Annotated in this window: 9 protein-coding genes; 4 read left to right on the top strand and 5 right to left on the bottom strand. The window is 55.8% G+C overall.

From position 1 onward, the window contains the following. Nucleotides 1–66: 66 nt before the first annotated feature. Nucleotides 67–2,079, bottom strand: coding sequence for an outer membrane protein assembly factor BamB family protein (locus G6R38_RS22935; RefSeq protein ID WP_166831126.1), 2,013 nt, complete (start codon nucleotides 2,077–2,079; stop codon nucleotides 67–69). Between the two features lie 250 nt (nucleotides 2,080–2,329). Here G6R38_RS22935 and G6R38_RS22930 point away from each other — a divergent pair, with 250 nt between their 5' ends. Both G6R38_RS22930 and G6R38_RS22925 read left to right on the top strand, forming a co-directional pair. Then, the gene (locus tag G6R38_RS22930) at nucleotides 2,330–4,018 is read left to right on the top strand and encodes a HEAT repeat domain-containing protein (protein ID WP_166831125.1); all 1,689 of its coding nucleotides are present in this window, start codon (nucleotides 2,330–2,332) and stop codon (nucleotides 4,016–4,018) included. Between the two features lie 22 nt (nucleotides 4,019–4,040). Continuing rightward, nucleotides 4,041–4,253 (top strand): hypothetical protein, encoded by a 213-nt coding sequence (locus G6R38_RS22925; RefSeq protein WP_166831124.1) that lies wholly within the window; start codon nucleotides 4,041–4,043, stop codon nucleotides 4,251–4,253. A 133-nt stretch (nucleotides 4,254–4,386) separates the two neighbouring features. Here the strand turns inward: G6R38_RS22925 and G6R38_RS22920 are convergent, their stop codons facing one another. The 3 genes from G6R38_RS22920 to G6R38_RS22910 all read right to left on the bottom strand — a co-directional run bounded on the left by G6R38_RS22920 (nucleotide 4,387) and on the right by G6R38_RS22910 (nucleotide 11,733). Next, nucleotides 4,387–4,728 (bottom strand): hypothetical protein, encoded by a 342-nt coding sequence (locus G6R38_RS22920; protein WP_166831123.1) that lies wholly within the window; start codon nucleotides 4,726–4,728, stop codon nucleotides 4,387–4,389. Nucleotides 4,729–4,897: 169 nt separating this feature from the next. After that, a complete protein-coding gene (locus G6R38_RS22915; protein WP_166831122.1) occupies nucleotides 4,898–11,356 on the bottom strand; it encodes a M56 family metallopeptidase in 6,459 nt (2,152 codons plus the stop codon). Then, nucleotides 11,353–11,733: a BlaI/MecI/CopY family transcriptional regulator gene (locus G6R38_RS22910; protein ID WP_166831121.1), complete on the bottom strand. Its 381-nt coding sequence runs from the start codon at nucleotides 11,731–11,733 to the stop codon at nucleotides 11,353–11,355. Before G6R38_RS22910 ends, G6R38_RS22915 begins: the two co-directional genes overlap by 4 nt. Before the next feature lie 263 nt (nucleotides 11,734–11,996). On the opposite strand from G6R38_RS22910, the gene G6R38_RS27890 reads away from it, so the two are divergent. After that, complete coding sequence (locus G6R38_RS27890) at nucleotides 11,997–12,542, top strand: hypothetical protein (RefSeq protein WP_206028694.1); 546 nt, start codon at nucleotides 11,997–11,999, stop codon at nucleotides 12,540–12,542. After that, nucleotides 12,457–13,047, top strand: a complete 591-nt coding sequence (locus tag G6R38_RS22905) for a carboxypeptidase-like regulatory domain-containing protein (RefSeq protein WP_206028693.1) — start codon at nucleotides 12,457–12,459, stop codon at nucleotides 13,045–13,047. Before G6R38_RS27890 ends, G6R38_RS22905 begins: the two co-directional genes overlap by 86 nt. A 188-nt stretch (nucleotides 13,048–13,235) precedes the next feature. Here G6R38_RS22905 and G6R38_RS22900 read toward each other — a convergent pair whose 3' ends face one another. Next, a complete protein-coding gene (locus G6R38_RS22900) occupies nucleotides 13,236–14,201 on the bottom strand; it encodes a leucine-rich repeat domain-containing protein (protein ID WP_166831119.1) in 966 nt (321 codons plus the stop codon). Nucleotides 14,202–14,372 lie beyond the last annotated feature (171 nt).

The following is a 14,372-nucleotide window of genomic DNA, read 5'->3' as shown; positions in this document are numbered from 1 at the left end:
GGATGATCGAGTGTTCCACAAGCCGAGATGTGCGGGTCCGATTTGGTGAGCAACTATGGTCCGTCGTCACTGGTGATATTTCCAGACGATGATTCCAACCGCCGTCCAGAAGTACACGCACCAGGAGACCACCGTTACCACACACTCCAAAATTCGCGGAAAACGGGGCGATTTTGAGAACCAACGAGCCAGTAACGAGAACGGGACCGCCGCCGGGTAGGCTGCGAGAAAGCTCCATTCGAATGCCAAACTCAAGCGACGGCAGAGAAGAAAGTAAACGACTGACAAACCAAGAAACAACACGATGCAGACCAAGTTGAGAAGACGCGACGGCATCGTCAATTCCGTTCGCCCACCGGTGCGATACAGCGTCATCTGAAACACGACAAACAGACTGAGCGGCCACGTGAAGATAAACCGGTCGAGTTGCTGACTGATGAGCGTCGTGCCGAGCAGCCCCGCGAAAAACCAACTCAGCCAACAGGTATTGCGGAAGATGTGCTGTCGCGAGTTGCCAGAGACGTTCTGGGATTGGGTTGGAGACCGAAGATCAATTAACCGGACGACGCCTGTGACGATGGCGGCCAAAACGATTCCGGCGACGAGCAGTAGGTGACTGATCCCAAACCAGTCCCAAGACTCAGAAACGGTCGGGGCATCCATCGAATAATAGGGTTCAATGGGCAGCAAAATCTGAGTCCAATCGCGGTACTCCGATTGCGGCAAGTCGTCGATGGTCATCAAGGGACGATCTGTCGGAATATGTGAGGCTTCCGGTGATTGGAGCAGCACACTGACCAGCCGAGTTTGATTTCGCGCATACAGACAACCATTGAGTAACATCGGTTGCGTCCAACAGATGTCGCCCTTCAGCAAATGCACACGCCAGAGTTCTTCATACTTCAGCGGGTTCACCTTGGCGACGATCAATTCGCCGAGATCGTTGAGCAGAATGAGTTTGTCGTCCGCGACTAACACGGTGGCTTGGCCGATGACTTCCGAGCCGTCCGTCTCATCGCTCAGGCTGCGTCGCATATTGGGTGAGCCGTTGGTCCACTGGACCTCGCCTGTGAGGAGTTCCACGCATTGAAACTCACCCCGGGACGGTCGATGCAGTTTGGATTGGGCGTCCCTGACATCGAAACCGTAAACGTGCCCTTCGACCAGCACGCTGGAACAGACATCATTCGAGAGCACCTTTTTTTTCCAGACGGTTTTCGCTGCCGGTGGATCAAGCGTCAGTTCCAAGAGTTCCGAACCGGCTTGAAACGGTCCGGAAATCCACAAGTAGGGTTCCGAGTAGATCGGCCAGGCGGCGTGTTCGTCGTAGCCGGCCGAAAGAAATTTCCGCCACAGGATGTGTCCTCGATCATCAAACGCCAACAGGGAATTTCGCAAATAAGTCAGCAGAACTCGTTGTCCGCGAAGCCGAATGGGATAGACGGACACATGGCTGATAGGCTCGTCACCGGCCTTCCACAACGTCTCCCCGGTTTGCGGGTTCAGGGCCACCATGGATGCACCAGGTGCTCCCACCGGCAGATAGAGCGTGTCATCCACGATCACCGGTGAGCAGGAGAACCCAAACTCCACCGGCTCGACTTCGAAATCCTCAAAGACATTCCGAACCCAAACTTTCTTGCCGCGGGCAGCGGTCAGGCAACCGAGTTCGCCACTCGGTCCGGTGAAGTACACCTTGTCTTGGTACAACGTCGGCGTAGATCGCGGTCCCGGATACAAACCGACGTGTTGGTAAGGGAAAGCGTAGCGGTACTCCCAAACCGTTTCCCCCGTGTGGGCATCCAGACAGACAACGTATTGACCGCCCAACGTTTGATACTGCGTGTAAACACGATTGCCATCCCCAGAAAATCCTGAGAACCCTTTTCCCAATGTCCGTGTCCACAGCACGGGCGGACCTTCCGGCGGGACCGTTTCGACGATCTCCGTGTCTGTAACGTGTCCATCAAAACCGGGGCCACGATGGAAATTCCACGCGGGCGAATTGTCATCCGGTAGGGCTTCCTCCGCGAAAACTGTTGTGCCGATTGCGAGAAGTAAAGCGAACATGAGACGCATAAAAGGTCTACCGAAACGAACAATTGATCGAGTAGGGGATTTGTCGAAGTGAAGATTCAGACCGACGATCCCCTTGCTTTGAGCTAACGTTGTGCCTGGGTGGTTAGGACGAGTTGCGGGATGCCGTCCTTAGAAAACCATCGACACGGTCACCACGAGCGTGTTACGGTAGCGTAGCAGATTTTCCCGGCGGTAGAGCGTACAATCAGCTGGGATCGAACGGTTACTTCTTCACCAAGGAGGGGACCTGTTGGTTCGTTTCAACCATGTCTTCGTGGCTAGTCTGGTGGCGTGGGCTGTGTCGGGTCCGCTTTATACCCATGCCGCGGAAGATAAACCCTCCTCCCGCCAGCAGATGCTCAATGCCTTCGAGGCGACAGCGGCGGAAATTCAGACGCTCGATCCGTCCCAATGGTTGTACGATCGATTTCCATCCAATGTGCGAAGGCTGCGCCCGGTGGTCATGTTTCCGCAACCAGCCATTGCCGAACGGATTCAGCCTCTCAAGAAATTGCTCAACGAGAAGTATCTGATTGCGGAGTTAATTCCGTTGTTGGAACATGAAGACCCAAAAGTGCGGTCGCTGGCGGTCGTCGCACTGTTCGCCACCGAGAATCCAAGTGTCTTGCCTCACTTGGTACCTTTGGCCGATGACAAGGAGTTGACGTTTCCCTGTCCATTGCCTGTTGCGATGCCCGCCACCTTTTTGCCACCGAAACCGGAACCGATGCCGACAAAACCACAAACCGTCGGCGACGTGGCTAAGCAGGCTGTGGATTTCTATCTCAGAAAGGCAGGATATGGCTACGGGATTACCGGTTCGAGAAACAACCCCGGCTTCGATCACTATTGGCAACGCCGTAAGGATCGAACCTGGTGCACAAGTTGGTTCGCCGTCCGTCTGGCCCGCGCGACGCAATCAACGTCACCAATTCCAAGTCACCGGATGGATCGCATCCGGGCCGTTCGTCGACAAATCGATGAAGTTCCTGAACCCGAGCGAACTATTGTTTTGATGGCATTGGCCGAAGATTGGCCCATTGGTGACGTTCCCGATGCCTTCATCACAGAGGCGGCTCTTGTCGACCAGGCGAAGCAAATCGGCTCGGCTGTTTGGATGGATGTGTTGCGTCGGAGCCCCCCATCGAGCGACCCGGACCTTCAATCGTCACGCCAAACACGGTTCTTGACACCGATCGCGGTCTTCCTTCTCACGCATGCCACGGATTTGCTTGATTCCAAGCATGCGGAAGAACTGTTTAGAATCAATGAGGATTGGAAACAGGCTGCCCGCGCCGGAGCCGCACCTGGAAGCATGGACCAGCGGTGGATCACCGCAGCGGCTCGACTGCAACCAGAAAAGGGCGTTGAGTGGCTCAAATCCAGCTACAAATTGTTCGATCGCCGATTCTATTACGATCGCCAAGCCGAATTGTCAATTGCCATGTGGGACATCGCCGGTCGCGCGCAGACTCCCTTTCTGGTCAATTGGTTTTATTCCCTACCAGTTGAGGCCAGCTCCTACCCGAACTCTCGTTCGAAGTTTCTGCGGGCAGTAACACGAGAAGAAAAATGGCTACTTGATGAACATGGCGAACCGCGTCGAATTCAACACCTACCACTCCAAGGTGCGGCTGGAGAGGATGTGAAACAACTCGTGGCCACGATTATTCGTGATCCGCGGTTCAAGGAACTCGACCATTTTTCGGTTCGCGAATTGTTTGTCACCGTAAATCTGTGGCATGACAAACCGCTGATTTCCATACAACATTTGTATGAATTGTCCCCCCCATTGGGTGCGAGTTCGTACTATCGGGATATGCAAGAGGTCGAAGAAAAATATCCGAAAGAGACCGAGCAATTCCGGGCAACACTATCTGACTGGCGTACAACTCTACGTCGAAGCGTGCCCGATTGGCTGCCGCAATCCGTCGATTAAGTCCAACAGAAGTAGCTACCTAGTGGTCGAATTGCGCGATCCGATTGAGTCAGTATTCGTCAGGCAGCAAGATCGTCGTCGCGAACCGATCGGCTTCCGTGATGACCCACAGTTTCACCTCGCGGGCCGTTCGGTATGCCGAAACGATGCGTTCGCCGTGTTGCAGGGCGTGTTCATTTTCCCGGGCATCCTCATCATCGACCTCACCCCAGTCGCCTGTGACGTGTCGCTGTAGAAACTCCTTCGGCGATTGATTCGCTTCCTGGATGGCTTCGAGAGCGCCGGGAGTCGCGAGTCTTTCTTCAAACTAATCAAAAGTCACGACCAAGAACTCAAGCATTGACAACAGCACAGCGGTGAGACGTTTGCTAGTCGCGGCGATGGCGTGTGTGGTGATCTGGGATTTGGACTGTGACGACTCCCCCACAACGGATGTAACCATGGCGATCTTGGTTCGCCCGAGCGGTCGCAGCATGAAGCCGAATCGTCCCCTCACGGTTCCCGAAGAACGGTGGAAGTGATCCATCGGTTGAAGCTTCGACGACCGGTTTGACGATCGATCGATATTGTTGGTGGGTCTTATTGGTGGCATTGAGCAAGAGACCGAGAACCGCCGGTCGTCCGGTTCCGCTGACGTCCCGAACCTGGTCGATCAGCGAAAAAGTCCGAGGGAGACCGTTCAGCGAAATATGTGTCGATCGAGTCGGCACGACGACAAAATCCGCCGTCGTCAGACCATGCGTCGGTCTTGACGGCCATGGTGGTTTGGTGGTTTCAATCCGCGCGTCCGCGAGGGACACGATCTTGGATGCCGACGATACCGTATATTGTTTTGTTCCGTTGACCGGCTTTCATGTTCGTGAAGACGAGGTGTGGGAGTTACTCTAGTTCTTGTTTTGGTACCTGTAGCACGAGCGGATTTTTTGACACGATTTTCGGATACGCCTTGTTGTCTTCGAAGTTATGTTCAGTCAGCCACTTTCGATTGCTGACCTCGAAGAGTCGCGGTGGATAACCGACGGGATATGTCCAGGTGAATTCGCCGTTCCTGTCGGTGTGGACTCCGCCCACGCCGACGTCGTCCCACGAAATTGAGTGGCCGTAAGCGCTCCAATCAACCGCCGGACTCCCGTCCGGCAACAATAGACGACCATTCATTTCTTTTGCGGGAACGTAGCGTTCCGGAGGCAGCGTCACGACTTTGTCCGTCGCGGGGATGACATGTTTGACGCCCAGGTACCCGTTGCGACCATCAAACCATGCGGTCCCTCGGTAGCCATCCGGAAGCCCGCTGATGCGAGCGTTGATTGTGCCCGGCAAGACGGTGGCCTCCCACCAGCCTTCCTCATCAGTCATCGTTGGCTTGCTGGAGTTCCAAGACCCACCCCCCTTGGCCGCATCACCCCATAGAATTCGCAGTCTAATTCCAGAGCACCCCTCGCCCGTGTCCGACTTGACCAACCGCTGACGAACTCGAACTCCACGGACGATCTCTGGGTTGTGGGTAATAACACGTTCTTCACCCGCCTTCAGTTCCGGCACGTAGTCGAAGCGGATTTTCCGTTTGGACTCCGGACTCAGCGATGAGGCCAACTTCACCCGACCCGCTGCGATCTGCGGGACGGTGAAAGAACCATCCTCGGCAATTTCGACAATCGCACGTCCATACATCGGCGGTTTCGGACCGCCCCACGCTTCAGTGAGAATTTGCAGTTGCAAACCGGCGTCGCGTTGGGCATCGAACCCATTCACACGCCCGGTCAACGAAGCCGTCGGTTGCAACGTCAGCTTCAGCGTTTCGTCATCCTTCACCCACTGCGATGCCAATCCGCCACTGAGATACTGTGTGCCGTAAGCATCGGTTTTGACACTGACACCGCGGATTCCCGCTGACGGCCATCCGAGAAACTCGACCGTTCCGGTTTCGTCGGTCGTCTCGACGAGCTTTTGTCGGACCCTTGCCGGAAGGACGTTCCGCACACTCCGCGGCTTACTAAACGATTCCGGGGTCACTTCGGCTCCGACGACCGGTTGCCCATCCGGATCGACGATCTTCACTTTGCCAATGGCATCGACCAATTTGAGGTTGAGATTCTTTTGCAAATGGGGCCACGTGCAATTCATCCGCAGCGTGCCCGATGTACCGTCTTCGTGAATGGCCCAAAAACTCCCTTCGAACACGAAGTGATCCTTGTTCACGACCATGAGAAAGCGACCATTCGGGTCGGTCGTGGCTTCAAACACAAACCGCGAACGCGGTCCGAACGCGGGGGCATCCGTCTTGCCTCCGTAGTAATCCTGCGGCTCGACAAACATACCAACCCAGCAGTCCTTGACCGGATCCCCATTCGCATCGACGACGGTTCCCTCCAACTCGATGATGCCGTCATTCTTCCGCGTCGCTGATGGAGGAACGATGGGCGGCGTATCGTCCGGGTCGCTGAATGTGAGCCGATCCGCCTTAGACACCGGCAATCCGTTGACGCTAACTTTCACCGCAGACTTCGGCCCGGGGAATACCGCCAGATTGTCGAAGCGAACGACGTCGTATTCGCTCCGCTGCAAGGCGAGCATTTTGGGCATGGGCTTGTTTTTGTCGAATGCGAATAGCGTGGCTTCATGTCCGGGCGGGAACGCGGGCAGTTTGTCCCGGAAATCGTTGAGGAAGCCGCTGTCCCATTCCACTCCGTTGATGAATGGATCGCGAACCACCGGATCGTCGTCCCCGCCCTGCGCTCTCACTTGCCATGCGAAATCTTGCGGACGATCGGCGATGACGATCACGCGGCGAGCTTCTTCGAAAACGACAACCTGCACGCCGTTCCCACCAGCAATCGGAAGGTCCTCCCACGTGCCATCGGTTACCTTCGCTTCAATGTACGTATGATTGTCGTTGAGCCACGCAATCACGTACTGAATCGGAAATTGAACAAAGTCTTCATTCACTGGCACACTGAAGTTGCCGTAACTGCCACTACCGCCACCGCTATTGAGTGCAAACCGAGAACCTTGCGGCGCAACGATTTGCAAAGCGGCTTCCCGATTGACTTTTGGCATTCGGCCATCCTCAGGACGCGGCACCAACGCGAGCGGGTCGAAATCGTCCGGCGGATCGATCAGCGTGCCATCCGGCTGCCAGAACATTTTGAGTTCACGCTCGCCGATTTTTCGACCCGCGTTGGCGAGTGAATTGAGCTCGATCCAGCGACGGTCATTAATCTTCACGCGGATGCCACTGCCGCTGGGCGGATAGTCCGCGAATGACTTGAACCGTTCCACCGGCCAAGGAACATCGGTCGGTGCTGCCGCTTGAACTTGCGACGATCCGTCGGCGACAGTCTTCTGTTTGGTGTCGACCGCCGCGGCATTGGCTTCATCAGTTTTTTCGTTCGTTTTGTCTTCGGAAGCCGGTGCATCGTCCACACCGCCGAGCACCCGTAGTCCTTTCCGGGCGGAACGTAGTTTGTCGGCCACCGCCTGGCTAACCTGCGTATTGCTCAAGTTAACCAATCGCAGGTTCGGCAGCTTCGGGACCGCTGCGATCAGCCGCTCGACACCCGCGTCGGTGACTTTCGATCCGTACAAATGTAGGTCACGTAGGTTGCGGATCGTGATGGCCGAATCGATCGCCGCGTCTGTCAGGTGCGGACTGCTGCATTGGAGCCAATACAGTTTGGGGTGGTTTTCCAGCAGCTTGTAGGAGACATCAGTGATTTTCGTTTCGTGCAGGTGGATGACACCAAGTTTCGGTTTGCCGGCCAATGCCGCGAATCCCACATCCGTGACTTCCGGACCGAACGTGTAAACCATCTCCAAATTCTTGGCGTTTCGGAGACACCACAGACCGGCGTCATCCAGCCGCCAGTTCATCGGTTCGTATTTGACCAGCTTCGTCAGGTTCGCGAGATGATCGAAGTCGTCCGAATGATAGCCGTCATCGTCGGGCATCAATGTGCCGGGAATCGTCAGTTCGCGGAGTGCCGTGAGTTTGCCGATCGAACGCAGGCACTTCGTGGTCAGTTTCGATGTGTGCGCGATGGTAAGACGTTGCAATCCGGTCATGTGTTCGATCGACGTCAGCCCGTCGTTTGTTAAGTGGTCGGTGGCGAGTTTCACCCGGTTGAGTCCGGACAGTGCTTGCAACAACGGCGTCTCGTCATCGGCGAAGCCTTCCCAGCGAACTTCCGTCAGATACGCCAGCCGCTCGCCGGTTGGAGATTCGTCCTCGGCATCGAATCGTAGCCGTCCGCCACGACGCTCGATCTCCTGAACAGCTTTGATGACCACAGCCTCGCCATTTTCCGAGATCAGCGTTCCGTCTGTCTGACGAAATACGCGGCTCGGTTGCACATTCGCGGCAACCAACGGATTGTCCGACGATTCCCGCTCGACAAACGGCCGCGTGCCGAGGTTTTTCCACATGCTGACGTTGCGGAAGACAAACGTATGAGTCGTTGGCAACTGCACCACGAGTGATTTGATCTTCGCATCGCCGACCGCGTCGAAGTGAATGAACATGCGGCGGGTGGAGAACGAATTCATTCGGCCGTCGATTTTTCGACCGTCCTCGGTGACAGCCGAGATTCGCACCACGCCGTTGACCTCGTTCGGTTGAATGACAACGAAACGCTGCCGAGACTTCCCATCTTTATCGGGTTCGCTCGGATCATCGGTGCGGAACGCGATCGTCTGCGAGTTGTCATCCAGACGGTAATACGCCGCTCGACCGAATTCGAAATCGTCCGGGGTGGGCGAGACGGAAATCGTCACAGGGTCTTGCCAGTCGTCCGTGCTGACATGCACGGTGAAATCGTCCGTTTCCCGATCGTCGAAGATCCGTAGCGATGACGCCACTTGCAGGAAACTAGCCTCGCCGTTAGGCGGTTGAATCGGTTGCCACGCCGTTGTGGCTCGCGCATCATCCGGGCGAACCCGGACGTTCGTCACCTGGGTTCCTTGCTCGGGATGCATTTCGAAGACGGCCTCCAAATGCTGCTTGCCCTCAATGTCACTTGTTTCTCGACCGGCCCACGGAGTGTCCGGCATCGGTTGCAGATTCGGTGTTCCGTCAGCGGACCAGCCGCCATCGTGGCTACCGAACTTCCGCAACCCGCGTAGAGTCAGCATGCCCATATCGGGATCTTCGACTTGCATCGGTTGGCGTGGTTCGTGGAGCAACGTTGTCAGTGAAGGCGGTGGGAAGTTCTTTTCTTTTGTGTCGGGATTCACCCCGTCAATTTCAATCGAGAAAGTCTTTTGGCCTGATTCACTATCGGGATGCAACGGCACGTTGCGGAACACGATTTTTCGAGATGGAAGTCGTCTCTGCACGGACACAAAATTCGGTCGACCGTTTTCGTTGGGAAAGTGAGCACCAATCTTCAGCGGATTTTCACCACGCCAATGCCCCGACGGTTTCAGCACTTGATGAGCGCGATCGAGCGCCACAATTCGCAGGTCATCGGCATCGGCTCCCCGGAAGTTTCCTGTGGCGGTGTATTTCGTCTCCGGGCTGATTTTCTGTTCCCAGTCCAGCCGAATCCCGTTGTTGACGCCGCCCGCAAAGTCGAACGCCGCGAGAGTTTGCCAAGCAGGGAGTTTGAGTTCAACAACGACATCGACACTTCGCCGATCCTCCGGCAGTTCTGCTACCACACTGGCTCGAATGTCCAACGGATGACCCGCTCGCGGCGAAGTCGTGTTTCCGCTGATCTTTTTGCCGTCGACTAGCAACTCGATTTGCGAGCCTTCCGGCAGCCCTGCGTGAACGTAGAACTTGCGTCCGATGAAATTATCACCAACTGAATAGGTCGATTGAACACCATTTAACGGTTTGCTGACAGCTTCGCCGTGGGTGTTCCAAAGCCTCGGTGTGCTGTCCGTATCGTTGCTCTCGCCTTTGGACTCATCATCGTTTTCCGCCTGTAATTTGACGTAATCACCGATGGCCGAGAGTTCGATGAAGTAACCGTTGGCGAACTCGATCCGGCCTGGCTGAGTTCGTGACGACGACGGATCCGCTGCGTCGTCTGCTGATAGTGTTCCGACGTCTGGTTCGACAGCAGGCGGATTCGCCTCCGCTGTGTTCTCATCCGCATTGCTGACCAACATGGAAGCGCTGGCGACCGCAGCCAGCAGCGACAGCACAACGAGCCCTGCAATCCATGATCGTCGCGATGGGAGTCTGCGATCGGGTTCTCCGGAAATCCGACGGATGCGTCGGAGTAGGTTTCCACCATCGGCGGCGGATACCAGCACGTCGCTGAACGATGTCGTCGGCTCTGCCAGCCTGACCGCATCCACCGCCACCAACGCCCGGGCCAACTCAGCGGGTTCGCATTGAACGGACAATGCGATGTCGTCGCAACAGTGTTCTCGTTCGGTCCGGATGATTCGCGACACCCACCACATCGCCGGATGATAAAACAGAACTGTCTCGATGACCGTCTGCAGCACGTTCACCGCGTAGTCATAGCGTTTGACGTGAGCCAGTTCGTGGGCCAGGATGGCTCGCAATTGTCGTTCGTTCAAACCCATAACCGCACAGATCGGCAGCAGCACAATCGGCTGAAAGTGCCCCACGACGGAGGGAACTTTCACCAACGCCGACTGAACCACTCGTGCGGCCCGGGAGGCTCCGATCGACGCACGCAACTCAACGAACATGTTTTGGATCGCGTCGGGAACGGGTGACTGACCGGCCTTTCTCAATCTCCGAGCCGTCCGCCATCCGGCTAGCAGTCTCGATGTCATCAACAATGCACCGACAAACCACGCGACAACAAGCCAAGGCAACCAAGGACGCACACGATCGGCCAGGGCCGGGACATCTTGAGTTTCTGCAATCACGGGCTGCACCGCTTCCGTCACCCGATTGCCATTCCGGTCTGTCGTCTCCGCAGGTGTTACGTTCAAGACTGTCGCCTTAACGTCATCGTCATCGGGTGACGGTGACGGAATCTGCAACTCAGTCGGCATAGGACTGGCTAGTGATGTTTCCGGAGCGTCCTCGAACACGTTGATTTCAGAAGCGAACTCCGAGGAGATCAAGTCGGTCACGTCACCGGGATTCGCGTCAGCGGTTTCTATCGCTGGGTCGGTCAGATCATCCTGCTGCGACGGTTCATCCACATCGATCCAACGCAGCGATGCGGCTGGGATGACAGCTATTAACAAGAGCGTCACCACTCCGGCGAAATACCGACTCCTCGACCAGGAAGTGGGCAGCGTCAGCAACACCAATGCCAACACAACGGCCGGAATCAGCAACAGCCAAAGGGAATGCACCAGCATCCAACCGAGTGCTTGAACGACCATGTGGTTCGAGAAATCGCTCATTGCTTCTCCTCCAGCTTGTCGATCAACCGTCGAATTTCTTCGAGGTCTTCCTTTGAGGGCCGAGACGCCGTCAACGCTTGCATAGCCAAGGAAATGGCGGACCCGTCGAACGCTTTTTGCATCAGACGCGTTACCAATCCTTTCTGCGCTCGCTTCCGCGTAACGGCAGCAAAGAATGTTTGAGGCCGAACGCTCTCATCCTTGCGTACGAGTCCTTTGCCCTGCATGACAGCCAACATTTTGACCGTCGTGGAGTAATTCTTGCCCTGTTGTGCGTGCACCGCATTGTGAATGTCTCGAGCCGTGGACCCTGGCTGACTCCACAATTCCTGTAGGATCTTCAGTTCTACGTCACCGGGTTCAATATCTTCGGGCATCTGTCGCCTCCGTCAGCAATTAGCGAATGGATTCGCTATTTCAAGCGAGAATCGGACATTGACAAGGGACGACCCGTTGCTGCTAGGAACACGCAGCAAAACGATCCATTCGTTGTCGGATTGATCCGGCCGTGTGGTTTCTCAGTCGACGGATCAGCGTCATGCGGGAGTTCTGCTGCGATGAAGCGACCTATCGTGCGACGACAGAATCCGACACCACGGTCCGCTCTCGTTATGCATCTGCTCTATTGCGAGTGGCCGAATTGAGTCAATGTCCGCGAAATTCCCGGACCGACGAACTCCTCACACTCGCCGCCAATCGCTCGCCCTCGGAACTTCGTCGCCGCATCACTCACCTATTCGGCGAACCAATCCGCAAGCCGTTGGGACTCTCGCAGGGCAGCATTTTCGCACTGATCGCTGCCATCGCAATTGCCCTGGCGAGTCCCGTGCTTGGGCAGTCAAAGTTCGACTTGGCCACGGCAGACGATGCAAGCACGATCCAGGACGACAACGAGGTTCGACAACCGAATTTGCAGAAACCATTTGAACCGGTGGTTCATGGACCGGATGGAAAACCAGTGCCGCAGGCAACGGTGGAGGTGCGAAGCGATCCGAAGCCAACGGCACGAGCACGTGCAGGTTGGAAAATTTCTGAAGGCTTCGACGTACGGACTGTTCATGCAGACCGACGAACACGGTCGGTTGGTTCTCGAATTGCCGTTGCTGCCGACACAATTCACCGCTCAGCTGGACGCCGGTTGGTCGGTCGGCGGTGTGATCGTCAACGGCAAAGGCCAGCCGATTGAGGGGGCCGAGGTGCGTCCTTCGGTGGAATACAAAAAGCGGCCGGGCGATCTAAGCCAATTCGCAATCGGTCGGCGAGTCAAGACGGATGCCGAGGGCCGCTGGCGATTCAATCATGTGCCCGCTTCGAAGTCGGATGTCTGGGTCGAGATCGATCACCCTGAGTTTAAGCCCAAACGGCTCTCGTTGGTGCGAAGCGAGTTTGAAGTTTCGCTGGAACAGAAACCCAGCAAACCAATCGAGCTCACTCCCGGCCTGACGGTCATGGGGCGAGTCGCGGATAGCGAAGGAGAACCGATTGCCGGGGCTCTGCTGCGAAGGAAGTTCTTCAACGACATCCGCAAAGCGACCACCAATGCCAACGTTGAATATCGAATCAATGGTTGCGAACCGGGAATGGCCAAGGTTGTCGTCTCGACCGACGGCAAAGCGGTCGACATGCAGGAAGTTCGTATTGGATCAGACATGGAACCAGTCAACTTCCAGATGAAACCCGGAGGCACGTGAACGACCATCTTTTGGTCGTTAATGAAGAAAGACCGGATCCAACGAAGGAGTAATTGTGTAATAAGTCCCTCCAGGTACTAGCATCGCCTTAGAGAATGCCGCCCGATGTAACATGAAATCCTTAGGAGAGACTAGCAGGGCAAAGGGTAGCCGTATTCTGTTAGAGGGGAGGTTATCTCCAGGGATGTTTAGTGTTTGATCTGGCACATCGAAAGTTTTTGTTTGAGTCGTTCGACGCCCCGCCGCGTGACTTTCGTTTGGCGAAGATCGAGCTTCTCCAAGTGCTCAAGCGACGCAAGCTTCTCGATTCCTGCATCGGAGACAGCGGTTTGAGAAAGATCCAACTCTTTCAAGGCAGACAACTTGCTGAGGTGTTCGAGTCCAGCATCAGTCACATCCGTGTCATACAGCCATAGGCGTTCCAGACTCGACCATTCTGTCAACGTGGCCAGCGTGGCATTGGTGGTGTTCGTACGGTTGAGCGAAAGCGACTGGACTCCTGCGACCCGAGCGAGCAGTTGCCACTCGTCGTCATCCAAATGATTGTTGCTCAAGTCCAACCGTTGCAGGTGCGATAGGTTCGAAAGAGGGCTAAGCGTTTCGTGATTTGCCCGGCGTGTCGACAGGGTCACGGAGAAGGCATGGCCATCGTCCCCGATTTCGACGAACGCCTTGTGCTGCCGCAAAGACATGATCGCTTCCTTCTCGTCCGGACGATTCTCTAGCGTCATGGCGATATTGAATGGCGAGGAAACCGTGTTGTTCAGAGACACGAAGTCAATGCTATCGATCTTGACATCGTGTTTCGGGTTTTCCCAACTCCGCACGAACAATCTTAGCTCGACACGCTGTCCTCGGAAGTCCTTGGAGGCATCGTTGACGCCGGTCCAAGCAATCTCAGCACGCGAGGCTTTGGAGGTATCACCGAGTTGCCACCAGTCGCGGAGGTCCTCGCCATACACGATTGGAACCTGCTTCGACGTGTCGTCCTCGTAATGTACCTTATAGTGTCCGAGGACGGTCCCGTCAGCAACGCCCGGGGAACCCCAGCCTGTTCCATGAAGAAAATGGATGTGCGTTGCCTTCTTGCCGACGGGGATTCCTTCCACAGAATCTGGCCACTCCGGAGCACGTTTCCCAGCCAATTGAATCATGCCATCGCCGACGTGAAATGGAATCTTGGCGAATTATTGTTTCCCCCGTGGGAGAGGTTTCAGGTTGTTGCCCTCATAGCCGTGGAAGTCCTCTGAAAGCGCTTGATTCGTCTGTTTTGCCAGGTCAACGAAGTGGAACTGTCCTTTTCCCGCAGCCGTTGTTCCGTGTTT

It is taken from the genome of Thalassoroseus pseudoceratinae (genome assembly GCF_011634775.1).
Classification (GTDB): domain Bacteria; phylum Planctomycetota; class Planctomycetia; order Planctomycetales; family Planctomycetaceae; genus Thalassoroseus; species Thalassoroseus pseudoceratinae.
Note: the sequence above shows the minus strand (reverse complement) of the source record. Positions and strands in the feature narration are given on the sequence as shown.

Coding starts and splice junctions, on each gene's coding strand:
- G6R38_RS22915 (WP_166831122.1), bottom strand. CDS start 11,356: ATGAGCGATTTCTCGAACCACATGGTCGTTCAAGCACTCGGTTGGATG.
- G6R38_RS22910 (WP_166831121.1), bottom strand. CDS start 11,733: ATGCCCGAAGATATTGAACCCGGTGACGTAGAACTGAAGATCCTACAG.
- G6R38_RS22900 (WP_166831119.1), bottom strand. CDS start 14,201: ATGATTCAATTGGCTGGGAAACGTGCTCCGGAGTGGCCAGATTCTGTG.
- G6R38_RS22935 (WP_166831126.1), bottom strand. CDS start 2,079: ATGCGTCTCATGTTCGCTTTACTTCTCGCAATCGGCACAACAGTTTTC.